Raw genomic sequence first — 23144 nt, forward strand, 5'->3', positions numbered from 1 at the left:
CCAAATATCTTATCGGCAGGCCAGCTGTAAAAATTGCTGGCGGATGCGCTCGGCAATGGCATTGACCACCGCCGCACTCTCATCAGTCGGATCAATATCAACCCGGAAGGGACGTTTCCCGCAGGTGTAGTGACGATATTGACTATTGCCTGCGCGGCATGACCGTGCAGGCCTCATCGCTCATTTACCCCGAAAGCGTATGCATCCGCCTGTCGGGGGGATTAGGCGAAGCCACCGTTTACACGAATAACCTGCGAGTTGATCCAGCTCCCGTCCGGACCGGCGATCATCGCTACTGCGCTGGCGATCTCTTCTGGGGTACCGATGCGCTCGAGCGGGGCCAGTTTTGCAACGGCCGCAACCTGCTCTTCGCTCTTACCGTTAAAGAAGAGCTCAGTCCCGGTGGGGCCCGGGGCAACGGCATTAACGGTGATATTTCTGCCCCGCAGTTCGTTTGCCAGCACGTGTACAAGCCCTTCCACGCCTGCTTTAGAGGCGATATAGGGACCATAAGCCGGGAAGGATTTGGCGATCACGCTCGTCGAAAGGGCAATGATTCTGCCGCCTTCACTCACGGTTTCAGCAGCATTTGCCAGCACCAGAAATGCGCCACGCAGGTTGGTATGAATGACACGATCAAAATCGTGAAGACCGGCAGGGGTAATCTTCGCCATTGGCATGATTCCCGCGCTGTGCACCACCACATCCAGCCTGCCGGTAACCGCTTTCGCTTGCTGGAACAAGTGGCTGACGTGCGCTTCGCTGGCAACATCAGCCTGAATCGCCGTCGCACGGCCACCTTTAGCGACGATGCTCTGCACGGTTTGCTCTGCCGCCTCGGCATTACCTGCGTAATTCACGATAGTGGTAAAACCGTCCCGCGCGAGACGCTCAGCAATGGCGCGGCCGATACCACGGGAACCGCCCGTAACAAGGGCAGTTTTATTGACTTTGTCCATCGTTCTCTCCGGTTTCAGTGAAAGGGGGTCTGAATGGAGATATTAATGTTTTAGCGGGAGAGATAAATGGGTGATATTTGATAACATAATTCCATTATCGTTAATAATCGCCTTCAGGATCCGTGATGGATAAATTTGATACCATGCTGCTCTTCACCCGCATTGTAGAGCTTCAAAGCTTCAGTCAGGCCGCGGACCAGCTAGGGATCCCCAGAGCGACGGCCAGCAATGCAATAAAAAGCCTGGAGAAAAACCTGGAGTGTCGTCTGCTGGAGCGGACGACCAGACACGTGCGGGCCTCGCTGGATGGCGAGGCATTTTATGAACGCTGCGTGCATATTCTTTCTGAACTGGACGATGCGGAGTCTTCCCTGCGTCATTCCGGCGTAAGGCCACAGGGGATTTTGCGCGTGAATCTTCACGGGGCCCATGCGACCCGCATTGTACTGCCCCGTATTGACGAGTTTCACGCCCGCTATCCCGCCATCAGGCTGGTTATCAGCAGTGGGGATCGTCTGGTCGATCTGATTCGGGAAGGCGTTGACTGCGCCGTACGCGCGGGCAAGCTCTTTGATTCATCATTAATTGCCCGGCCTTTAGCCCAGATGCCTCAGGTTATCTGCGCCAGTCCGGGCTATCTTCGTAAGCACGGCCGACCGATGACCCCTGACGATCTGCTTTCTCACCAGAGCGTCAATTTCTTTTCCACCAGCCGGGGTAAGAACTACCCTCTGGAACTCATTGTTAACGGTAAAGAGAAAAGCTATCCGACCAAAGGCTGGATGACAGTGAATGACGCAGAGAATTACGTTATTTGCGCGTTGCGTGGATGTGGGCTGGTTCAGCTTCCACGTTATCATGTGGACGATGCCCTTCGGGATGGCCTGCTACAGGAAGTGTTAAGTGACTGGAAAAGCCCGGCCATGCAACTTTCGGCTATCTATCCACAGCACCGACAGCTGTCTCCCCGTGTCCGGATTTTTGTAGACTGGCTGGTTTCTCTCTATCGGGAACGCTTTGAGGTGAACGCTTAATGGCTGCGTAAACCGTCGCTCACGTTGACGGCGCCGCGGGATCGGCAAGCATCGCATCGGCGATATCCAGCATAACCCGCAGGCGATCCATATGCCGGAGGTCAGAGTGATACCCTACCCATATATCTTTGGACGGCGGTGGCTCCGGCATGCTGATAGCCGCTAAGCCGGTGATGGCATCACCAAGCGGGCGCGGTAACACGGCGATGCCCATTCCACGCTGGCACATCTGTGCCTGTACGGCCCGGCTGGTACTGGTGAACACACGTCGTGACTGGGGGAACCTGTCGAGCAGCCAGGCGACGTCAGAGAAGTGGGATTGTGCCGTGTTCATTAGAATAAGCCCCACTGCGGCCGGATCGTGTCGGGCGATATCGGCGATTTCCGGCGTTCCATATAGCGCATAGGGGATGCGCATCAGGCGGCGCTGGACAATATCCGGTTCGGTAAAGGGAACGATGCGAAACGCAATGTCGGCATCACGCCGCGACAGGTTAAGTAAGCGGTAGCTTGCGATAAGCTCCGGCACAATCGCCGGATGGCGGCGCGTCAGTTCCTCCAGGACCGGTGCGAGAACATAGTTGGCAAACCACTCTGCTGAAGAGATCCGCAATATCCCTTCAAGACGTTCGTGATTACCGGCGAGACGCCGCTCCATCGCCAGCGCGGAGTTTTCCATCGCTTCTGCCAGCTTCAGCACCCTGTCGCCGGCGTCGGTCAGAACCAGACCATCCTGTGTCCGGCGAAATAGCGCTTGCTGCGCCTCTTCCTCAAGCGCCTTTATCCGGCGACCAACCGTCGGATGGCTCACACCCAGGCTTCGTGCCGCCTCGCCGAAAGAGCCCTTACGCATAACTGCAAGAAATACCCGGACGTCGCCCCATTCCATGCCAGTATCTCACCGTACAAAAATGAACATTGAATATACAAAAGTGGCAGTTCCAAAACAACTTTGTCGATATCACTATAGCGTCCTCACCCCCCCCAGTCAGGAAATGAATGACATGTACAAATTAAAAGACAAAGTGGCGATTGTAACCGGTGGTTCCAAAGGCATCGGAGCCGGGATTGCCCGTCAACTGGCGGCTGACGGCGCGAAGGTTATTGTCAATTACGCGTCAGGCAAAAGTAGTGCTGATCACGTCGTTGCCGATATACAGGCTGCCGGCGGGCAGGCGGTAGCGGTCGCGGCGGATGTCACCCGTCAGGCTGAGGTTGAGGCGCTGGTTCACGCGGCCATCGACATTTTCGGGCGGCTGGACATTGTGGTGAACAACGCCGGCATTTATGAGTTTGCCCGCATTGAAGAGAGCACAGAGGCACTCTACCGCAGACAATTCGACATCAATGTTCTGGGCCCGCTGTTAATGTCCGGCGCTGCTGCACCGCATCTGAATAAAGGCAGTAGCATCATTAACATCAGTTCGTTCGTCACCCGCGTCTTTATCGCCGAGAGTGCCATCTACAGCGGCACCAAAGGGGCGATCGATGCTATTACCGGGGTACTGTCACGAGAACTCGGCCCCCGGGGAATTCGCGTCAACGCGGTCAACCCTGGCCTTATCGAAACGGAAGGCAGTCATAGTGCTGGCGCGATGAACTCGGACTTCCAGACATGGAATGAAAAGCAGACCCCACTCGGCCGCATCGGTCAGGTGCAGGATGTTGCGCCGATCGTCTCATTTCTCGCATCAGACGATGCGGGATGGATCTCCGGTGAGGTGATTCTTGCCTCTGGTGGCATGCGCTAACGCCCTGCCTCTCAATCTCTGCACATAACCGTTACCTGTGGAGTGTTCCATGTCGACCCCTATCCTCCCGCAAGCCGAGCCGCGTCGCTGGGCAATGTTTGTCATCCTTCTGGTTGGCGCATTTTTGCCCCCGCTCGATTTTTTTATCGTCAATGTTGCGCTGCCTGCTATTCAGGACGAGCTGAGCGCCTCTTCCTCTGCTGAACAGCTGGTCATTTCGTCCTATGCAGCCGTGTATGCCGTAACCTTAATTACCGGCGGTCGTCTGGGTGATATTTATGGTCGTGGGAAGATGTTTTTTATAGGGCTTATCGGTTTTGCGGCGGCATCGCTGCTGTGCGGTTTAGCCTGGTCACCATGGGTACTGATTAGTGGACGCGTGTTACAGGGTGCTACGGCCGCGATTATGGCGCCTCAGGCACTGGCTTCCGTACAGGCCATTTTTCCGGAAGCGGAAAAACCGTTCGCGTTGAGTATCTATGGCGCTGTATTTGGCCTGGCCTCGGTTATCGGGCAGGTAGTGGGCGGTATCCTGATCTCAGCGGATCTGTTTCACCTGGGATGGCGCGCTATTTTTCTCGTTAACTTGCCGGTGGCGCTGCTGGTCATTCTCTTCGGGTTGCCACTGCTGAAAGAGACGCGTGCGCCATCCGCACAACGACTGGACCCGGTCGGCATGTTACTGGCGACCGCCACGTTGAGTGCGCTGATTGTGCCGTTAATTGAAGGCCGTGAAGCGGGATGGCCCTGGTGGACATGGCTGTCATTTCTGGCTGTCCCGCTGCTGGCGTCGCTGTTATGGCGTTATGAGCGTCGCCTTAGCCAGAACGGCGGTTCGCCTCTGCTTGATCCGGTCGTGTTACGCGCGCCGGGGCTGGGCCAGGGGCTGGCGATCGTTTTGCTGTTTTATTCTATCGGGGCCTTCTTTCTTTTGTTCTCCGTTTATCTACAAGATGCGTTGCAGTTAAACGCCCTGACTGCGGGCCTGCTTTTTCTGCCTTTTGGCGTGGGTTTTCTGATCGGTCCGTTGCTAACACCTTATCTGAGACGTTTTGTCGGCAATTACCTGAGCGCAATCGGGATGGGATGCGAGACGTTGGGGTTAGCAGGCCTGGCAGGGTTGATTGCCCATACCATGACGGGTAGCGCACCGGCCATGCTGCCGCTCGCCGTATTGCTTTTTATCACCGGCCTCGGCCAGGGACTGGCGATGCCGACGCTGGTCCGGATGGTGACAGGCCGCGTTGCACCGGCGTTTTCAGGCATGATTGCCGGAGTAACCAGCTCGACACTCCAAATCAGCACTGCGCTGAGCGTCGCCGTCATCGGTGGCATTTTTTACAGCATGCTGGACACCGGCAGAAGCGGTGCAAATATTACGCATGCCTTTATCGTCGCCCTTCTGGCGATGGCGATATGCCTGGCCACGGGTGCCGCGCTAAGCATCCGGCTTATCCGGCAGGCCTCCGGTTTATTTTCTGCTGCGAGCGGCGCGTCTATCAAGTAACGTAACAGACAATCAACTGGCTGAGGCGTGGACATCCTTGCTCATGTTCCTCCCCAGCGTGCCGTTTACCCGCAGCAGGTACTCATGCGTCAACCTGAGAAAAAATCATGAAAAAATCGATAGTCCCTGAAGAATTCCAACATTATTTCGATGACTGGCACTTCTCGCCTGTCATCGAAGCAGATGGCACGGTGTATCTCTCTGGTGTTACCGCGGCACGGAAGGACAAACCGATAAGTCAGCATCCGGAAGAACAATTCCATGATGCGTTTTATAAGCTTGGTGTTTATTTGAAAGCCGCAGGCTTAGGGTATGAAAATATTCTTGAGATGACCACTTTTCATATTGATCTTAAAAAACATATAGACGTTTTTTCTAAGGTGAAAGATGAATATGTAAAGGCACCCTATCCGGCATGGACCGCCATAGGCGTATCAGCGTTCATTCCAGAAAATGCGCTGGTGGAAATGCGGATTGTGGCTAAAAAGTAGTGCCGCCGTGAGTCCCCAAATCACCCCAGGCACGAACCGGATCGGCTTAAGCGCCGCAAGGTCTGCTACGAACAAACGGCAGACCTCGACGAGACGACAATTTCTTCATCAACTGCAATAGGCTATGTTTACAGATTCAGAAACCCTGGCAATGGCACTGCGGCCAGAAAATGGGACTTGCCGATGAATGCAGAGAACCTTCCTGTGGTACTTATCCCGGGATTTATGCTTGATGAAACATTGTGGGACGATTTTATCACCGCATTTCCCGAGCGCAGGCTCTTTATACCTGCGAGCCTGGGCCAGGGAACCACAATCCAGGATATAGCCGCTAATATAGTCCAGAAACTACCGGAGCGTTTTGTGCTGGCCGGCTTTTCGCTAGGTGGTTATGTTGCCAGAGCTATTTATGAGGCTTTTCCGGAACGGACAGCGGCGATGATCCTCATTGCCACGTCTCTCAGAGAGGATTCGGCAGAACAGATAAATACCCGTGTTGCTGCAGCGAATATCAATTCCTCCAGAGAATTTAGTGGGCTGAGCACAACGGCCATTAGAAAATCACTTCATGCTGATCTCGCCAGTAATACGGCCATTATTGAGAAAATCCGTAATATGGGAAAAAGGCTGGGAGCCGATGTATTCAGAGTCCAGTCAGGGCTAAACCGCGAGCGAATAACATTAAAACCCATTTTATGCCCGACCTACGTTATTGCAGCGAAACATGATCGGCTGCGTTCAACAGAGGAGGCAGAAGAACTCGCCAGGCTAACCGGAACCTGTGTGGATTATGTTGACGGTTGTGGACATCTTATTCCTCTGGAAAAACCGGATGAACTGGCCCAGCGTCTGTCCAGATGGCTCGATAAAACAGGCCTTTAAAATAACGTTGATGCAAACAGAGCCCCCCTATTCTCTGCGAATCAAACGCCAGGTCATTTTTCTGATTTGTCTGCTTCTGGCCTCTGCTACGCTTTTTCGGCTATCTGAGTTGGGAAATCGACAGTGACCAGGAGCCCGCCTTCTGCAGACGTACACAGGCCTACGCTGCTGTTGTGTTGCTGCGCAACCGCGTTGACGATGGCAAGCCCCAGTCCACTCCCGCTTTGCATCTGGTTGGGGTCGCGAAAAAATCGGTCGAACACACGCTCCCTCAATTCAGGCCGAATACCGGGTCCGGCATCTGAGACACGAAGCTGCGTGGATTTATCCCGCGATCGTAGCTCTACTTCAACCCGTCCGCCCTCAGGGCTGTACTTGACTGCGTTCTCAATCAAATTGTCAATCAGCGACATCAGGCGCTCCCTGATGCCTGTGATCCAGACTTCATCATCAGAGACGAATTCAAGCTCTATCCTGCGCTCCGTAGCCAGCGGTTCCAGTGCAGCCATTCGCTCCTGAATGAGCGTCGTCAGCGGCACTGGCTGCATAACGGTATCAATACGTGCTTCACTGTGCATCATCAGCAACAATTGATTGACGAGTCGGGCAGCCCGGCTGTTGCTGCGAATAATCCCCGCCAGTAATTCCTGTTGAGTCTCATTGCTTACATACGACTGCAGCGCCTCCACGTTGATTCGCATTGCAGCCAGAGGAGTACGCAGCTCGTGAGCGGCATCAGCAATGAAAATCCGTTCCCTTTCCGCGCTTTCGCGCACCCTGGCAAGAAATACATTTATCGCGTCCACCATTTGACGAAGCTCCCTGTGTTTTGGCATGGCTTTTAATGGAGAGAGATCGTCTGGCGTTCGCAAAGATATTTCATTTACGACCTTGCTCCAGGGTCGCATTGCAATACGAATTGACAGCCACGCGGGAAATAAAAGAAAAGGAATGCATACCAGTAGCGGCAATATGTAATAGCCACGCGAGTTCAGGTAGATAAAGAAGTTCCATCCTCCGGCAGGCGTCACAAGTGTCACCTCCACATCGGAGTTCCCGGATTTTAGCGTACGGCTGGTCCAGGTGCGCCCCTCACTCTCAATGCGCTGTAATTCCCCCAATTTGGTGCTTACAACCCCTGTTGGTGCGCCATCAGATGAATAAATTATCTCGTTATGTTTGCGAATAATGAGGCTGATTGACAGTTCGGGATCTTCACCTCCGCCATATCCTTCCCGCAACGCCTTACTGAACGTGTTCAGCACAACGGTGCGTTCCTGCGGGCGATCGTCCATACTGTCCACCAGCGTAAAAAGGGTTTCGTAGGTCTTACTGCCCGTTAATATCGGGGGGCTACGCAAGTCCTCCCACAAAACAAAAGTCAAAAAAAGACACCACAGCAAGGTAAGCAGTAGCATCTGGGCGATGATGATTCGCCGTACGAGCGTGGGGAGTCTCAGGGTGCGCCAGATATTTCGCATCAATCACCGCCTTTATAGATCGGTACAGTATCAATGACATACCCTACCCCTCTCACCGTTCGCACATAACCGTCCCCGATTTTTCGACGCAAATTCCCCATATGCACGTCGAGAGCATTACTCAGATTTTCTTTGGTGCCGAAGATTCTTTCTTCCAGAAAACGTCGTGTAAGCACGCGGTCAGCGCGCAACATTAACGTTTCAAGCAGCGCGTATTCACTTGCCGTCAACTCCACGTGACGGGCACTCACCGTCACGCGACGCGTTGGCACATGCAGAGATAACCCTCTGATTTCTATTGCCTCATTCTGAAAACCGTAACTGCGTCGCGCAAGCGCTCTTACCCTGGCCAACAACTCGGCGAGAATAAAAGGTTTAACAAGGTAATCGTCTGCACCGGCATCCAGCCCACACAGGCGATCCTGTAGCGTGCCTCGCGCAGTCAGGATGATGACAGGGATCCCCTTGAACTGTTGCCGCAAGCAGGTCATCAGGCCCATGCCATCGCCATCGGGCAGTCCCAGGTCGAGCAATATCAATTCTGGCACGCAGGCATCAAGCTGATGCAGCGCATCCTCTTTTCGGCGAACCCATATGACATCAAATCCTTGATCTGCAAGGGCGATCCGCACGCCATTGCCCAGATCCAGGTCGTCTTCGATTAGTAGAATTTTCACATTGGTAACGGTATCAACAGTGAATGAAGAACGTCTTAAGAAAAAAACGGTTTCGATAAATCTATCAGGTTTACTGCAGCGGTACTTGCTTCAGCGTTTCTTCATTTTCGGCTCATAAGAACCTTAGGGTGCGTATTCAAACTGAGAAAACTGGCGTGAATAACCGCTTGTATCGTCATCATTTGAATCCACAAGGACTTCTTTAATGAGAAACATCGCACTGCGTCATCAGTTTCCTCCTTTGCTCCTGCCTCGAAGCCTGAAAAAAATAGTGCCGGGAGTCGTTCTGGCGTTTCTGACCACCCCGACACTGGCGGCAGAACAGAACCAGGGTAACGTGTTGACCCTGGGGGGAGGTGTGGATATTGCGCCACGCTATTCTGGTTCGGATAAAAGCCGCGCCACTACAGCATTAGTGCTTGATTACTCCATGGCAAATGGCGTCTTTATCAGCACCACGCGGGGTATCGGTTACGGTAACAGTGTCGGTAAACTGGATTACAACGCTGCGCTGAGCTACCGCGCTGGTCGCAAGGATCGTGACGTGAGCAGCGATTCAATAAGCTCCGGCAGTGATGACTTGCGGGGTATGGGTGATGTCAAAGGATCGGCCATCATTGTGCCCGGACTGGGGTATAAGGTGACCGACTGGCTGAGTGTGCAATTGCAGGCTGAAGTGCCGGTTTCTGAAAGAAACAACGGTGAGGCCCTGCACTTCGGGATTATCAGCCCGCTTTATACATCACCGAAAAATTCGCTGACGCTGGCGCTGACCACCAGTTGGGGATCCAGCAAATACATGCAGACATACTACGGGGTGAATGCCGCACAGTCAGCAGCATCGGGGTTTTCCCGACATGATGCTGGATCCGGTATTTATGCTTATTCGCTGAATGTGGACTGGACCCACAAGCTCACCCCAGACTGGAGCGTAGCTGTCGCAACAGGTGTTACGCAGTTGACGGGAGATGCAGGCAATAGCCCCATTGTTCAACGAAAAACGTCGCCCACGGGAAGTTTGAAAGTGACGTACAGCTTCTGATCGTGATGGGATGAGTGCTTCCCGACGACTTCTCGCTCTGAACTCTCAATAATATGTATTCGTTCCGCCCCAGTAAGATAACGGGGCGGCACTCAACACGCCCTGATGCCCCCCTGACTCGGGGCATCAGAATCGATGATGCACTCTGGCGATCAGGCAGCTTTAACGGCTCTGATTTTTTTACTGCCAGCCGCATCTGGCTCTGGGTTATCTGTGGCAGTGACGGCATTGAGATCGGGAAGCTTGCTGGTACGCAGAATATGCTGCACGGCCTCTTTCTGCTCGGCGAGATACAGCCCAAGATTTTCAGCCTGCGTTTCGTCCATCTGCATTCCGCTTTGCAACAGCCAGTCGGTGAACGCTTCTGCCATGTCGAGCAGTTTGTCGTGAGCGTCAGCCTCTTTTTTACTGGCAAATGTCATTTTCTCTTCACCTTTTCGTACGACAACATATTTTGTTTCAACAGCCATTATGCACCTCTCATACTGTATTTATATACAGTATAGCATTTCCAGAATTGTGTTGCAGTCAAATTGTACTTTCGTTTTAGCCCGAGCCTGCAGACCACTGTGTCAGTAGCGCATGCAGTTTGGCGGGCTCCAGCGGCTTACGCAACACCAGGTAGCCTTCCTGCTCCGCTTCCAGCAGAACCGGCGAGTTAAACTCCCCGCTGACCATCGCGCCGCTCATGTCGGGCAGACGTTCGAAAAGTGCTTTCAGGATGTCGAACCCGCTTTCGCCGGAGCGCAGGCGCTGGTCGCACAGCACAGCAAATGGCGTGAAACCGTCGTCAATGATGGCAAAAGCGTCTTCGGCCGAGGCCGCGCAGCGCACGTTAATCCCCCAGAGGCTCATCAGGCTCTCCCAGGCGGACGTCACCAGCGGATCGTCGTCAACGATCAGGCAGGAGCCATGCAGTGGCGCATAGCGTACCGGTGTAGCGATGTTGTCACCGGCGGGCAGTGGATCCACCGCTTTCACGTCACCCGTGTATTGCGTAAAGCGCATCCAGAAGCGTGAACCTTTGCCTTCAATGGAGTGCATTCCATACTTCACGTTCATCAGCTTGGCACAGCGGGCAACCACCGCCAGGCCCAGCCCGTGCCCTGCGCTGTCGATCTTCCATGCCAGCTCGGGGCGGTAGTAAGGCGAGAAGATTTTGCTTTTTTCGTCGTCGGCAATCCCCACCCCGGTGTCCCATACTTCCACCAGACACTCGACACCGCGCGGACGGATGGCAACCAGCACACCGCCCTGTTGCGTATAGCGAAGGGCATTTTGTATCAGGTTAATCAAGGACTGACGCACCAGCAGCGGGTCCCCCATCACGAAGAGGCGACGTTTGGGCCGCCAGGTTCGCAGCCGCAGTGCGCGACTGTTGGCCTCTTCGCGAAACAGGGTGATCACCGAGTCGAGAAGCGTGCCGATGTCCACGCGTGTAGGGGCGGTCATTACATTGCCAGATTCAATTTTGCTGAGATCGAGCAGGGAATTGAACATCAGGTGCACCGAACGAACGCTCTGTTGCAGGTCAAGCAGCTGTGGCGTCAGGCTGTCGTCCTGGTTTCTGTGGATAATGGCTTCGATCAAAAAGCCCATGGCATGCACTGGCTGGCGCAGATCGTGGCTGGCGGTCGTCAGGAACTGATTTTTATCGAGCAACGCCTGTTCCGCTTCTTCTTTGGCCTGCCGGAACTGCTCCGCCAGGCGTGAGCTTTGCTCTTCCAGCAGTGCTTGCTGGATAAAGAACGCGTGGGACGTTAACGCATGGCGGTAGATTGCGAAGCCGTACAGCAGATTCAGCATCAGCACGATGAACATCAGGTCATCCAGTCGCAGGATGATACCGAGAGTCAGAACCCCCCAAGAGGCAAAGAAAAACCGTGTGAAGGTGCTGATGACCGGCGTCAGATGCGTCGCATTGGCAGCGACAATAGCGGCAATGCTGATATTAAGGAGCAGGAAAAAGTCAAAATTCTGCGTCTGCGGGGTAATTAAATAGAGTGATGAAATCCCCAGCCCGTGAAAAAAGGCCACCTTATTAATGCGCGGAAGCCAGCGGCGCAGGACGGCCTCATCATCATTTTCTTTAACCTCTCGCTGATAGCGCCGATGCACTATTCGGATCGCCACAGCACAGAGCAAGTAAATTATTATCCAGGTAATGGTGGGACCCAGATCGTCCCCCAGCAAATGGATCCAGATAGCGAAAGGAATGCCGACAAAAGGCACAGCGCTAAAGCTGAATACCAGCCGCAGAAACGTATTATTCAGCAGGCGAATTTGCGCGGGGGGAGAGATGCCATCGTTCTGTGAACCCTGGAAAAACCTCATTCCGACGGCTCCCGTTTGCCATGCAGTAGCGTGATGGCTTCCACCCGACTGTTAACGCCTATCTTTTTCAGAATATTGCTGATGTGTTCTTTTACCGTGGGCTCAGAAATAGAAAGCTGGGCGGCAATTCTTTTATTTGGCAGGCCGCGCATAATCATATTCAAAACATCAATTTGCCGCGGCGTTAAGTTAAATTTACTTAACTGCTCATTATTCGTCTTAACGGCACATTCGTTTGCACAAGGAAACCATGTCAGATTATCCGCCAGGGCAAAAACGGCCCGTGAGAATAATTCAGGAGGTTCGCTTTTCAATACGAAACCGTGTCCTCCGGCCGTATGCACTTTCTGCCAGATATCGTTATTTTCATCCCCACTGACGACCAGGAGGCGCACCTGAGGGTAAAGCTGTTTCACTTCTTTGAGTAATTTCAACGCCGTACCGGAAGATAGCCAAAAATCGATTACCAGTAAACGTGGCGGGCCATTTTCCCTAATATGACGGTAGCAATCTTCTTCATTCGTCACGACATACGCCTGTTTGAACCGGCAATGTGTAATCAGAAAATTGGCGATGCCGCTTGCTACCAATGGATGATCATCAACGACCAACGCATAATTCTGCCCCAAAGGAATCTCCTTTCACCTTCGCGTATCTGAGAGTACAGATGAATTATTATCGACCCACCCTACTTTAGGAGGGTTTTTTCAATTAGGAAAGAGAAATATATTACCCGCTGATTTGGGTAATAGAAAACATAAATACAATCAGTGATTTTAACTGGTTGGATATAAAGGATAATTTATGAAAAGACCACTAATCGCTTTAACCGTTACGTTGATGTTAGCCGGTTGTTCCACCCTGAAAACCGATCAGGCTATTCCATTGCTGCAGGCGGAAACCGCTAAAATGCTGGGGCTGGGCTCGTCGGACGAAATAACGGTGACCAACGTGAATGGTGCCCAGCCGGATGCGTTGGGCGGCCAAAAACTTTCTTATCGCGCCACGACAGAAAAAGGGCGAATTTTCGATTGCTCATCAATGATGATGCCTGGAATTTTAGGATCTGCGCCGACGCTAAGCGCGCCGACCTGTACGCCGGTTGTCACGCATAAATAATTTCCTCAATACCAAAAGGCGTACAAATAATAACGCCTTTTAAATTTCCCGACACATTTGAGTTTCATATAAAAACGATTTTCCAGACATCATGCTAATGAGTACGGAGATAGCCCGTGAATAACTCTACATCGCATTCTTTAGCGGTTAAGACACCGCTTTCCAGACTTTACCTCGCTCTATTTTCCGCACCGCTGTTGATGCTCTCCCCTGCCGATTTCGCTCGCGCAGCGGATGCCATTTTTGACGGCGACGCGCGTGTTACCGAATCTTTAGGTTACACCGGCGATGTTTACGTCGGCCGTAACCAACGTGGGAACCTGCTGATCGATAATGGCAAAATCACTGCCTATAACATCAATATCGGTCGACTGTTCAACGGACAAATTTATGAAAGCGCGGTCACGGTCCGCGGACCAAATGCTGAGCTGAACGCGGTTAACGATCAGTACATTCTGCGTGGTGGCCTGAATCTTGGCCTGGGCACCCTGCGAGTTGAAGACGGGGCGCTGGCCAGCGCGAAGGAGATCGTGGTCGGTACCACCCGTGGCTACGACAGCCACCTTATCGCTACGGGCGCCGGTTCACGCGTCGTCAGTAATTTTCTCAGCGTCGGCACTGACCTGGGTGCCCGCTCCACGCTGGCGATTGAAAACGGTGCGACGCTCAACACTACCTACGATGCCCGTATCGGCAATGGTTCCGGCCCAGATGAAACCGACAAGCTGAGCCCGAAAGCCACCGTCACGGGATCCAGTTCGCAATGGAATGTTGGCCGTACGCTCACGCTTTATGGCGATCTGGACGTGCTCAACGGCGGAGCGGTTAACGTGGGCAACATTCAGGTGGCGGGCGTCTCTGGCGCGCGTAAAACCGCCGAGCTGGTTATCGCGGGCGAGGGCTCGCGTTTTACCAGTGCCAGCAGCGTTAGCGTTGGCGATTACGGCAATGGCGTACTGTCGGTCATGGACGGCGGTGCATTTTCCGCAGGCAGTAACGAGCTGGTAGTGGGGATGACGGGTTCCGGCTCGAACCGGGGCGCGCTGATAATCGGCAGCCGCGGCAATATGGACTCCGGCACCGGTTTAACGGAGCCGACGCTCGGCGCGGCGGGCGGCGCGGGCACTCTTGATGCGAAGACGGCAATCAGCCTTCGGGGTGGGTTATTCGGCAGCTATGTCTACTTCAACCATACCGACGGAAAATACGTTTTCAGCAACAAGATGAGCGGCGAAGGTGAAGTGATCAATACCTCAGGTCAGACCACGCTGAACGGCGATCTTTCAGGGCTCAAGGCGAACGTGACCGCGCGCGGTGGAAAAGTCATTATTGCCAGCAATATCAACACCCAACCCGAGGACGATATTTTTGATGTGCAGACGCTTAGCGCCGAGAACGGCGGCACGCTGATCCTCAACGCGACGGCGGGATCGGAGGTCAGTAACGGACAAGGTTACAGCAGCGCCGCGTCGATCAAAGCCGGCGGCACGCTGGGCGGTGACGGCACGCTGGGCCAGACAGAGATCCTCTCCGGCGGCCATATCTCGCCCGGTGATGGCACTATCGGCACGCTGACGCTGAAACGCTACCTGAACTTTGTGGGTGAATCGTTCTATGACGTTGATATCGCCGGTGACGGCCGCAGCGATCAGTTACTGGTGTCTGGCAAAACGACCATCAGCGATCAGGCTAAAGTACAGGTTACCGCGCTGGATCCGCAGACCAGCTACAAAACGGGCCAAAGCTATCGCATTCTAACCTCCGACGGGGGAATTGACGGCCAGTTCTCCGGGGCCATCTCCAAATCCGCTTTCCTGGACGTGGCACTGAAACAGAGCACCGACGCTGTCGATCTCACCATCGCGCAGAAAGAGATCGGCGGAGAGAATCCTGGGGGTGAAAACCCGGGTGGTGAGAATCCGGGCGGTGAGAATCCTGGGGGCGAAAACCCGGGTGGTGAGAACCCTGGCGGTGAAAATCCGGGCGGTGAGAATCCAGGCGGTGAGAATCCAGGCGGCGAGAATCCAGGTGGAGAAAATCCAGGCAGCGGTAAACCGGGTATTTTCCAGACGGTGGCCAACACCAGCAACCAGTGGAATACCGCCGGCGCGCTTTCCACGCTGACACAAAACGGCCCTTCCCTGGCGCTGTATAACTCTCTGCTGGTACTCAGCGCACCGCAAGCGCGCGAGGCGTTCAACCAGCTGTCAGGTGAAGTTTACCCGTCGGTACAGTCTAACCTGATCGCCGGCAGCACTCAGCTGTTCAACGTACTGAACCAGCGCATGCAGCGCGCGTTCGATAATGACAGTCTGCCGATACCGCCGTTAGCGATGTCGCTGGTACAACAGCCGGAGCAACAAAATAACGGCGTATGGGGCCAGACCTTCAGTTCCTGGAGCAGAACGCGCGACAACGGTAACGCAGGCAAGCTGGACGGCAACACCACCGGCTTCCTGCTGGGCGCGGATCGCACGTTGGCTGACCATAACGTACGTGTCGGGGGGTACTTCGGCTATAGCCGTGGTGATTACGACGTCGATAGCCGTCGTTCATCTACGGATACCGACAACTATCACCTTGGCCTGTATGCCGCAGCGCAACAGAATGCGTTCTCACTGCGCGGCGCGCTGGGTTACACCTGGCACAAGATTGAAGGCGAGCGCAACGTTGATTTCAGTGGTTTCTCGGACCGCCTGAAGTCAGATTACGACGCCAACTCGCTGCTGGCGTTTACCGAGGCGGGCTACCGTTTTGGCCAGCCGGCGATGAATGTTGAACCGTTTATCAACCTGTCCTGGATTCGACTGCATACCGACAGTTTCAGGGAAGATGGCGGTGCCGCCGCGCTGAGCGTGCGTAATGAAACGATGAACACCTTCTACTCCACGCTCGGGATGCGCGGCGTCACCGAACTGCCGAAAAACGTTAACCTGTATGGTTCGTTGGGCTGGCAGCACGCCTACGGGGATAAAAACACCTCATCGCGGATGGCATTTGCCGGCAGTGACGCGTTCATCACCCAGGGCCAGGCCGTTGATGAGGACGTGATGGTGGGCGATATCGGCGTCAGCGTACAGCTGTCGCGCGCTGCGACGCTGGATGTCGGTTATCAGGGGCAACTCGGTCAAGACACCCGCATCAATTCGGTCAACGCTAACCTGCGCTGGTCGTTCTGATTACCCTTTTCAGCATTTATACAGACCCGCTTACTGCGGGTCTTTTTTTGTCCGTATTCTGTCCATCGCATACTGATGTCTGGTGAGGCTGATCTGTGCCCATTGGTTAACACACCAGGGTATTCGTCGTGTGCGTTTCGCCACGACAGCACACAATCGGATCTGTCGAATTACGCTAAAGCACATATATGCTTAAATCAGAGAGCATCAATTAATGAAAGACATATTCCCGTCAACACATATCAGGAGGTCTGTTTGCGAATTGAAACAACTCGATTGTGCCTTCGCCCGGTAATGGCATCAGACGTAGCGGATCTCTTCAGAATTTATGGTGATCCGGCGACGAACACGTTTAACCCCGCAGGCCCCTACCCGGATATTGATCATGCAAAAACGGTTCTCAATCGCTGGCTCGCCCACTGGCAAACTCACAGCTTTGGTAGCTTCACCATATCGCTTCTCGAATCCCCTGAAAAAATTATCGGATTTGGTGGTCTGAGCATCCGTAGCTATGGCGATAGTGTGATTAACAATCTTGGATATCGGTTATCGACAGATGCCTGGGGAAAAGGCCTGGCAACAGAATTTGCTACACGCGCGGTAAGGTATGGTTTTGATGATAGGAAACTCACCGAGATCTCAGCCGTTGTCAGAGCTAACCATCTGGCGTCACAGAACGTTCTTGAGAAAACGGGACTGAGATATGTCAGAGATATACATGATATTAAAGACGCACCGCCGAGCCTTTTGTATTCACTCACCTTAACGGAGTGGATGAACAAAATCAGGTAAACATCACCGTCCGTCGTTAAGGTGAAAAATACGCATACAGGTAAATGCCAGTGGGTTATGTTTTCACGTGAGCGTATATTAAAACGATAAACTCGTTGAGTATAAATTCATTTTAAGGCATGGAAGTTGAGGTCCTGGTGAGAAGACGTTATGTGATTGCAGATGTGTTTACTGATAAACCGTTTTGCGGTAACCCGGTAGCTGTCGTTCTGGATGCCGAGGGATTGACCACTGAGCAAATGCAGCTGCTCGCGTTAGAATTTGGCTATAGTGAAACGACGTTTGTTTTACCTCCTGAAGAACCATCACATACGGCTTGGGTACGGATTTTTACCCCGACGCGTGAAATCCCTTTCGCTGGTCATCCCAATATTGGGACTGCTTTTGTCCTGGCGTATCAGGCTGAACTGAATGGCGAATCGCTACCTGAAACGCTGATATTCGAAGAAGCCGCCGGGCGGGTACCTGTCAGGATTATCAGAGAAAATGCAAAGGTCACGGGTGCAGAGCTTCTTGTTCCGCAAGCTTTATCCTGCCACTCAGAAGTCAGTCCAGAAAACGTGGCGGCCTGCCTCTCTCTTGAAGCCAGTGATATACGCACTGAAATGCATATGCCTGTCGTCGCCTCTGTTGGCCTGCCTTTCTTGATTGCCGAACTCGCGACCCGAAATGCGCTTCGCTGTTGCGTACCCAATTTGCAGGGTTTCCGGGCTATTTTGCCCCTCGACGGTGCGGTGTCCATTTACGCCTATACGCTGGAAACGGATCCTGAAGACCCGTGTGATTTGCAGGCCCGGATGTTTACGCCACGCATGACCGAAGATCCGGCAACAGGCAGCGCGACTGGCGCAGTAACAGCCCTGCTGGCTCAGCTTCGCAATAAAAAAGAGCTCTCTCTTCGCGTAAGCCAGGGCGTTGATATGGGGCGCGCCAGCATATTATTTTCAGGTTATGACGGCACTGCAGAAAGCCCGTCAGTTCGGGTAGGAGGAAAAAGCGTTGTTGTCATGGAAGGCTCATTTACATTGCCCTGACGGCCGCGGTGAATGAGGTGCGGATGTCGCAATTTTTATCACACCCGATGAAGATTGACTCAGAGCATAGTGTATAAATCAATGGAGAGCTGGTCATGAATATTTAGAGTACGAGCCAGTACCTCTTCAGGCCTGGCTCCCATAGTCATGAATTTTTTTCAGTCAATCGGAAGAATAATTTTTAACCAAGAATCATCGTTTCTACTACTTTATATCCGTCCAATTAAATTTCTTACCCGTTGTATCCTTAATTACAATCGGTTTTTGATAGTCCTGTAGCCACTTTTGCAAGCTAACGATATCATTTTCAACCCGATGTATTCCGAGCCATAATTCGGAAAGGGTATTCGCATCATCGGTAGACCATGGCGTATCGTAGTCTCCGATCAACTTATTCTTTCTTTCAACTTTAGGGCTATACCAAATGAAAGCTGGGACAGATAACGCTTCCCGGGGGGGATTAGCCCCTGCATGGTAATATACCACTGAACGTGAAGGATCGCGTATTAAGGCATGGTCAGAAAAGTAAAATACAGAAGAGCGTGTATTTGAAAGTTGGCTAAAAACTTTCCCCATAACATAATCCGTGAAGCGCACAGAGTTATCATAGCAATCATCATCTTTATTTCCATCTTTAAAGACGGATGCATCTTTTGGGAAGCGCGCGCAGGCTGGTTCGTGGCTACCATATAGATGTAGCACAATTAATTTCTTACCAGATGTTTTCAGCGTTGATTCAAGTTCTGGGAGCAAAGAGTCATCGAACCCCTGATCAATCCACTGATGGTGTTTGGTTTTCATAGCGATACCTGTAATCACATTATTATATGCGCCCCCTTTTCCCTGGTGGCTATACCAGTACGTATCGTACCCGGCTTTGTTCGCTATACTAATAATATTGTCACTGTACTTAGCGGGATCTGCTTCCTGTACTGAATCAGCAGTGAGCGCAAGTGGCACAGCCATAATGGTCACTGGCGCGGGGCTAATGGCATGCTGGAACAACAGAAGATTTTTCCTTTCTGCTTCCAGTTCAGGAGTCGTGCTTCGCTCATATCCATATATGCTCATATTTGCACTGCGCTCAGACTCTCCAATAATAATTACATAATTATCAATTCCGGTATCTGATAGTGATATTGAATAGTCAGGTGTATTATTATTAATACTGGAGGCAATACTCATATCAGAGATGGCTTGCATAAAGACTGTAGCCGTGCTCAGCGGAGTTGAATTTACAACACGTTGAGCAAGGCTATCAACATTGCTTTTTCGTAATTGATGCAGTACACCCTGTACAGTATAGCCAGTTAGCAAAAGCACGAATAATATTGCAGGGTATCGCCTATACTTTAACGGCAGGGTACTTGTGCTACAGTTGATAGTTAAAAAAAATAAACACAGCAACCCCATAAAAATTGCACAACTCCTCCAATAAACGCCTAACATTGAAAATGCTTCGCTACCTGTAGTATTTATTACACTTAATGCAAAACCATAGTCAAATTTAGCATTGAAGTGATTCCAGGCATACATCTGAAGAGACAAATCAGCAGCGATTAATGTTAAGACTATAAAGCCAATAAGGTTTTTTAATATTTTGCTATTGATACAAAGAAGTGTTAATAACAGAAAAGCAAAAACCAAGGTGCGATTAATGACCAAATTATAACGCGCACCAATAAAATTAACAATAACAACAATGGATACTGAAATTATAAAAAACGCCCCACTTAAAACAAATCTAAAATTATCATAACAAATTTTTTTAAGAGTTAATAACATTTCATAGCACCTAAACCGGCTCGGTTTTTATCCGTTTTATTTAAAAATAGAAAATAGTGTGGTTCTTGTTTATTATATAATCAGCTGAGCTTGATCAATTAATGCAAATATGCTCCATAAGCTCAAAGGGTTCACAGAATCAGGACGCCTTGTTTAGCTTTCTTGAGGACTTTTAGAATATGAAACGCTGCGGGTGCCAGAGTCTATAGTATGCCGGCAATCTTCGGTACTACGAGGATTAGTAGATTTCGATTTTCATACTTCGCTCTTTATCATGCTCCCTACTCCACTCAATGCGTTGTACGTCCGCATAACAGCCTATGAGCAGGGATGCGGCCATGAGGCCATATGCAAATATTCCTCCGTTTCACAATATTGCCCTTTATGGGTTTGGTTGTGTTCATAATTTAAACCAGACAATATATTTCATAATTGTACCTTGCATTGAATTTAGAATAAGTCGAGAAAAATAATGTCCACTCCCGGCACAAAGCGGACCGAAATAAGAGCCGCAAGGTCTGCTATCAGCAAGGAATGAACATCAACAATTTTCGACCATAAACAAAAATGTACCCGAGCCCCTAGACCTCGCGTTTTTCTGCCCATTTCAGCATCGCATCAAGAGCCGGACACAGCGCCTGCCCCCACTCAGTGAGCCGATATTCGACTTTCGGTGGAACCTGAGGATACACCCTACGTGACACAATGCCGTCGGCCTCCAGCTGCCGCAGCTGTTGTGCCAGCATCTTCTGCGAAATTTCGGGGATCAGTTTTTCAAAATCAGAATAGCGTTGCACCTTTCCGTCGAAAAGATGAAACAGAATAATGAGTTTCCAGCGACCTTCCAGCATTCGCAGAACTTGTTCCACGCCGCTTGCGGCAGATTCCGGGCTATATAACTTACTCATAATTCAGTTGCTCACTTTTTTGTGCGTACTTGTCAATTTTACAGTCTATGTTAAAAATTCCCGTACTGTAAATAACGGGAGTAAGGGCCATGTCATTATCTCTACCGCAAGCTATTTCAACCTATTTTGCGATCGGCAATGGTGCCGATATTGCCAGCGTTAAGCGCTGTTTTACCCTCAATGCCATCGTGTTCGACGAAGGTAAAACCCATCGGGGGCACGCGGCAATCGAAGCGTGGCAACGCGCGGCGCGTGATGCGTTCGACTATAGCGTTCACCCCATTGAAGTTCTCACGCAAGGCGATCGGGTAATAGTCACCTCGAACGTTGTCGGTAATTTTCCCGGCAGCCCCGTGATGCTTACACATACTTTCGGCCTCGCTGGCGACAAGATTGCGACTCTGGAGATAATCTGATGCTGATGGATCTTGATTTACAGGGCAGACGTGTTCTGGTTACCGCAGGTACCAAAGGGATCGGCAAAGCAGTTGTCCGCCTTTTAAAACAGCAAGGGGCAACGGTGCTAACCACCGCGCGTCACGAGCCCGCAGAATCTACCGCAGACGCTTTCGTGGCGGCGGATCTGACCACCATCCAGGGATGTAATTTAGTCGTGGACGCCGTTCAGAAACACCTGGGCGGCGTCGATATCATCATCCACGTAGCAGGCGGTTCTACCGCTCCCGGCGGTGGGTTTGCAGCCCTTGGGGAAGAGGAATGGCAACAGGAGCTCAATCTTAATCTGTTGCCTGCGGTACGCTTAGATCGCGCGTTGTTGCCTGGGATGCTGGCGCAACAGGATGGGGTGATCATCCACGTCACCTCTATTCAGCGTGAACTGCCGTTACCGGAATCGACCACCGGATATGCGGCGGCCAAAGCGGCACTGTCGGCGTACAGCAAAAGCCTGTCGAAAGAGGTGTCCCCTAAGGGAATTCGGGTGGTGCGTGTGGCGCCTGGCTGGGTAGAAACCGAAGCATCGGTAGCGATGGCGGAACGACTTGCTCAGCAGACTGGAACGGACTACGAGGGCGGTAAGCAGATCATCATGAATGCACTCGGTGGAATTCCGCTGGGCCGTCCCTCAAAGCCCATCGAAGTGGCGAACCTCATCGTCTTCCTTGCGTCATCCTGTGCTGCCACTATTACCGGTACGGAATATGTGATCGATGGCGGTACTGTCCCGACGGTATAATTTTATATCTGAAACAGTGCATTATTTTGAGCCTTAACGTTTCCTCACGACAAACGAGTGGCCAGGCGTAACGGCCGCTTAGGGTATAAAGCGGCCTGATATAAGAGCCGCAAGGTCTGACTTGAGGCAAAGATTAAGGCAAAAAGTCGCGCGGCGTTGAGTCCATAATGAAACGAAAGCAGCAGTGAATGCCGCCGGGAATGGGTTTCAGCATCTGCTCATGCTAAAGAGCAGAACGCTACGCGCAACTTCAGGCCCGCGTAGAACAAAGGGCAGACGACCTCTTTGCAGACACTCAACATGCTGTGTCCAGCAATAAGCGATTACCTACCCTACTGAGACGCTTCAGCCAGTAATGCAGCCTGTACAGCAGGTCGGGCATTTATTTTTTCCATGTACGCCGGTAGCGCTGGCCAGCGTTCCAGTCGGATTGAGAAGAATTTACACCAACCCAGCACAGTAAAAAGGTAGGCATCCGCTACGCTGAAGGATGAGCCAGTCAGATAAGTGTTTTCGTTGAGCCTCGCCTGGAGTAAATCGAACTTTCGGAAGAGCTTATCCTGAAAAATCGCTTTGATGTCCTCGGGCAGTGCGGGGTTGAACAGCGGTGCCGAGCCAGCGTGTATTTCACTAGTGATAAAGTTTAGCCATTCCTGCAGACGCACCCGAGCCCAACTGTCTGCGCGCGGTGCCAGGCCATATTCTGGTTTAAGATCGGCGAGGTACTGCACAATGGCTGGCCCCTCAGTGAGTATCTGCCCATTATCCAATTCAAGTGCAGCGACATAACCTTTAGGGTTAATGGTGCGGAAGTCGCGACCATCAGCAGTGAGCTTGCTTTTGTTGGTAACCTTCACCAGTTCAAATTCAATTTCCAGTTCGCGCAGCACAATGTGCGGTGATAACGAACAGGTATCCGGGGCGTAATAGAGTTTCATGTTGTCTCCGTTAAATGTGTAAAGCCATCGAGGAAT

The 23144-nt window shown here is 52.0% G+C and carries 22 protein-coding genes; 12 read left to right on the forward strand and 10 right to left on the reverse strand.

The window, feature by feature from the left end:
- Nucleotides 1-221: 221 nt before the first annotated feature.
- Nucleotides 222-959, reverse strand: coding sequence for an SDR family oxidoreductase (locus L466_RS04675; RefSeq protein ID WP_032681470.1), 738 nt, complete (start codon nt 957-959; stop codon nt 222-224).
- A 125-nt stretch (nt 960-1084) separates the two neighbouring features.
- Between L466_RS04675 and L466_RS04670 the strand changes: the two genes are divergently transcribed.
- Nucleotides 1085-1993: a LysR family transcriptional regulator gene (locus tag L466_RS04670; RefSeq protein ID WP_032681471.1), complete on the forward strand. Its 909-nt coding sequence runs from the start codon at nt 1085-1087 to the stop codon at nt 1991-1993.
- Nucleotides 1994-2012: 19 nt separating this feature from the next.
- On the opposite strand, the gene L466_RS04665 is transcribed toward L466_RS04670, so the two are convergent.
- The gene (locus L466_RS04665) at nt 2013-2882 is read right to left on the reverse strand and encodes a LysR family transcriptional regulator (protein ID WP_032681472.1); all 870 of its coding nucleotides are present in this window, start codon (nt 2880-2882) and stop codon (nt 2013-2015) included.
- 115 nt (nt 2883-2997) lie between these two features.
- Between L466_RS04665 and L466_RS04660 the strand changes: the two genes are divergently transcribed.
- The 4 genes from L466_RS04660 to L466_RS04645 all read left to right on the forward strand — a co-directional run bounded on the left by L466_RS04660 (nt 2998) and on the right by L466_RS04645 (nt 6624).
- Complete coding sequence (locus L466_RS04660) at nt 2998-3744, forward strand: glucose 1-dehydrogenase (protein ID WP_032681473.1); 747 nt, start codon at nt 2998-3000, stop codon at nt 3742-3744.
- A gap of 49 nt (nt 3745-3793) precedes the next feature.
- Entirely contained in the window at nt 3794-5251 is a 1458-nt protein-coding gene (locus L466_RS04655; protein ID WP_032681474.1) for an MFS transporter, read from the forward strand.
- 107 nt (nt 5252-5358) lie between these two features.
- Nucleotides 5359-5742, forward strand: coding sequence for a RidA family protein (locus L466_RS04650; protein ID WP_020885066.1), 384 nt, complete (start codon nt 5359-5361; stop codon nt 5740-5742).
- Nucleotides 5743-5925: 183 nt separating this feature from the next.
- Nucleotides 5926-6624: an alpha/beta fold hydrolase gene (locus L466_RS04645; protein ID WP_032681475.1), complete on the forward strand. Its 699-nt coding sequence runs from the start codon at nt 5926-5928 to the stop codon at nt 6622-6624.
- An 86-nt stretch (nt 6625-6710) separates the two neighbouring features.
- Here L466_RS04645 and L466_RS04640 read toward each other — a convergent pair whose 3' ends face one another.
- Together L466_RS04640 and L466_RS04635 are read right to left on the reverse strand one after the other, a co-directional pair.
- A complete protein-coding gene (locus L466_RS04640) occupies nt 6711-8105 on the reverse strand; it encodes a sensor histidine kinase (protein WP_032681476.1) in 1395 nt (464 codons plus the stop codon).
- Nucleotides 8105-8782: a response regulator gene (locus L466_RS04635; protein WP_020885069.1), complete on the reverse strand. Its 678-nt coding sequence runs from the start codon at nt 8780-8782 to the stop codon at nt 8105-8107. Before L466_RS04635 ends, L466_RS04640 begins: the two co-directional genes overlap by 1 nt.
- A gap of 205 nt (nt 8783-8987) precedes the next feature.
- Here L466_RS04635 and L466_RS04630 point away from each other — a divergent pair, with 205 nt between their 5' ends.
- Entirely contained in the window at nt 8988-9824 is an 837-nt protein-coding gene (locus L466_RS04630; RefSeq protein ID WP_032681477.1) for a MipA/OmpV family protein, read from the forward strand.
- Nucleotides 9825-9976: 152 nt separating this feature from the next.
- Here the strand turns inward: L466_RS04630 and L466_RS04625 are convergent, their stop codons facing one another.
- The 3 genes from L466_RS04625 to L466_RS04615 all read right to left on the reverse strand — a co-directional run bounded on the left by L466_RS04625 (nt 9977) and on the right by L466_RS04615 (nt 12787).
- Nucleotides 9977-10294: a YebG family protein gene (locus L466_RS04625; protein WP_032681478.1), complete on the reverse strand. Its 318-nt coding sequence runs from the start codon at nt 10292-10294 to the stop codon at nt 9977-9979.
- Nucleotides 10295-10370: 76 nt separating this feature from the next.
- Complete coding sequence (locus L466_RS04620; RefSeq protein ID WP_032681479.1) at nt 10371-12158, reverse strand: hybrid sensor histidine kinase/response regulator; 1788 nt, start codon at nt 12156-12158, stop codon at nt 10371-10373.
- Entirely contained in the window at nt 12155-12787 is a 633-nt protein-coding gene (locus L466_RS04615) for a response regulator transcription factor (protein WP_014169015.1), read from the reverse strand. Before L466_RS04615 ends, L466_RS04620 begins: the two co-directional genes overlap by 4 nt.
- A 175-nt stretch (nt 12788-12962) precedes the next feature.
- Here L466_RS04615 and L466_RS04610 point away from each other — a divergent pair, with 175 nt between their 5' ends.
- From L466_RS04610 to L466_RS04595, 4 genes are all read left to right on the forward strand, one after another.
- Nucleotides 12963-13277 carry a lipoprotein gene (locus L466_RS04610; RefSeq protein ID WP_014169014.1) on the forward strand — a complete coding sequence of 105 codons (315 nt, stop codon included), beginning with the start codon at nt 12963-12965 and terminating at the stop codon, nt 13275-13277.
- Between the two features lie 116 nt (nt 13278-13393).
- Complete coding sequence (locus tag L466_RS04605) at nt 13394-16456, forward strand: autotransporter outer membrane beta-barrel domain-containing protein (RefSeq protein ID WP_032681481.1); 3063 nt, start codon at nt 13394-13396, stop codon at nt 16454-16456.
- A 255-nt stretch (nt 16457-16711) separates the two neighbouring features.
- Nucleotides 16712-17248, forward strand: coding sequence for a GNAT family N-acetyltransferase (locus tag L466_RS04600; RefSeq protein ID WP_032681482.1), 537 nt, complete (start codon nt 16712-16714; stop codon nt 17246-17248).
- Nucleotides 17249-17385: 137 nt separating this feature from the next.
- Nucleotides 17386-18282, forward strand: a complete 897-nt coding sequence (locus tag L466_RS04595; RefSeq protein ID WP_032682045.1) for a PhzF family phenazine biosynthesis protein — start codon at nt 17386-17388, stop codon at nt 18280-18282.
- A gap of 204 nt (nt 18283-18486) precedes the next feature.
- Here the strand turns inward: L466_RS04595 and L466_RS04590 are convergent, their stop codons facing one another.
- Both L466_RS04590 and L466_RS04585 read right to left on the reverse strand, forming a co-directional pair.
- Entirely contained in the window at nt 18487-20067 is a 1581-nt protein-coding gene (locus L466_RS04590; protein WP_032681483.1) for a phosphoethanolamine transferase, read from the reverse strand.
- A 581-nt stretch (nt 20068-20648) separates the two neighbouring features.
- Nucleotides 20649-20975, reverse strand: coding sequence for a winged helix-turn-helix transcriptional regulator (locus L466_RS04585; protein WP_032681484.1), 327 nt, complete (start codon nt 20973-20975; stop codon nt 20649-20651).
- 89 nt (nt 20976-21064) lie between these two features.
- Here L466_RS04585 and L466_RS04580 point away from each other — a divergent pair, with 89 nt between their 5' ends.
- Nucleotides 21065-21391: a nuclear transport factor 2 family protein gene (locus L466_RS04580; RefSeq protein WP_032681485.1), complete on the forward strand. Its 327-nt coding sequence runs from the start codon at nt 21065-21067 to the stop codon at nt 21389-21391.
- A complete protein-coding gene (locus tag L466_RS04575) occupies nt 21391-22170 on the forward strand; it encodes an SDR family oxidoreductase (RefSeq protein WP_032681486.1) in 780 nt (259 codons plus the stop codon). Before L466_RS04580 ends, L466_RS04575 begins: the two co-directional genes overlap by 1 nt.
- Nucleotides 22171-22502: 332 nt before the next feature.
- Here L466_RS04575 and gstA read toward each other — a convergent pair whose 3' ends face one another.
- On the reverse strand, nt 22503-23108 hold the full coding sequence (gene gstA / locus L466_RS04570; RefSeq protein ID WP_032681487.1) for a glutathione transferase GstA: 606 nt from the start codon (nt 23106-23108) through the stop codon (nt 22503-22505).
- Between the last annotated feature and the right edge of the window lie 36 nt (nt 23109-23144).

The sequence above is a fragment of the Enterobacter sp. BIDMC 30 genome (assembly GCF_000534355.1).
In the GTDB taxonomy this organism is placed as follows: Bacteria; Pseudomonadota; Gammaproteobacteria; order Enterobacterales; family Enterobacteriaceae; genus Enterobacter; species Enterobacter ludwigii.

What these genes read in the sequence shown, in the direction of transcription:
- L466_RS04675 (WP_032681470.1), bottom strand. Translation starts at nt 959, where the DNA reads ATGGACAAAGTCAATAAAACTGCCCTTGTTACGGGCGGTTCCCGTGGT.
- L466_RS04670 (WP_032681471.1), top strand. Translation starts at nt 1,085, where the DNA reads ATGGATAAATTTGATACCATGCTGCTCTTCACCCGCATTGTAGAGCTT.
- L466_RS04665 (WP_032681472.1), bottom strand. Translation starts at nt 2,882, where the DNA reads ATGGAATGGGGCGACGTCCGGGTATTTCTTGCAGTTATGCGTAAGGGC.
- L466_RS04660 (WP_032681473.1), top strand. Translation starts at nt 2,998, where the DNA reads ATGTACAAATTAAAAGACAAAGTGGCGATTGTAACCGGTGGTTCCAAA.
- L466_RS04655 (WP_032681474.1), top strand. Translation starts at nt 3,794, where the DNA reads ATGTCGACCCCTATCCTCCCGCAAGCCGAGCCGCGTCGCTGGGCAATG.
- L466_RS04650 (WP_020885066.1), top strand. Translation starts at nt 5,359, where the DNA reads ATGAAAAAATCGATAGTCCCTGAAGAATTCCAACATTATTTCGATGAC.
- L466_RS04645 (WP_032681475.1), top strand. Translation starts at nt 5,926, where the DNA reads ATGAATGCAGAGAACCTTCCTGTGGTACTTATCCCGGGATTTATGCTT.
- L466_RS04640 (WP_032681476.1), bottom strand. Translation starts at nt 8,105, where the DNA reads ATGCGAAATATCTGGCGCACCCTGAGACTCCCCACGCTCGTACGGCGA.
- L466_RS04630 (WP_032681477.1), top strand. Translation starts at nt 8,988, where the DNA reads ATGAGAAACATCGCACTGCGTCATCAGTTTCCTCCTTTGCTCCTGCCT.
- L466_RS04625 (WP_032681478.1), bottom strand. Translation starts at nt 10,294, where the DNA reads ATGGCTGTTGAAACAAAATATGTTGTCGTACGAAAAGGTGAAGAGAAA.
- L466_RS04620 (WP_032681479.1), bottom strand. Translation starts at nt 12,158, where the DNA reads ATGAGGTTTTTCCAGGGTTCACAGAACGATGGCATCTCTCCCCCCGCG.
- L466_RS04610 (WP_014169014.1), top strand. Translation starts at nt 12,963, where the DNA reads ATGAAAAGACCACTAATCGCTTTAACCGTTACGTTGATGTTAGCCGGT.
- L466_RS04590 (WP_032681483.1), bottom strand. Translation starts at nt 20,067, where the DNA reads ATGTTATTAACTCTTAAAAAAATTTGTTATGATAATTTTAGATTTGTT.
- L466_RS04585 (WP_032681484.1), bottom strand. Translation starts at nt 20,975, where the DNA reads ATGAGTAAGTTATATAGCCCGGAATCTGCCGCAAGCGGCGTGGAACAA.
- L466_RS04580 (WP_032681485.1), top strand. Translation starts at nt 21,065, where the DNA reads ATGTCATTATCTCTACCGCAAGCTATTTCAACCTATTTTGCGATCGGC.
- L466_RS04575 (WP_032681486.1), top strand. Translation starts at nt 21,391, where the DNA reads ATGCTGATGGATCTTGATTTACAGGGCAGACGTGTTCTGGTTACCGCA.
- gstA (WP_032681487.1), bottom strand. Translation starts at nt 23,108, where the DNA reads ATGAAACTCTATTACGCCCCGGATACCTGTTCGTTATCACCGCACATT.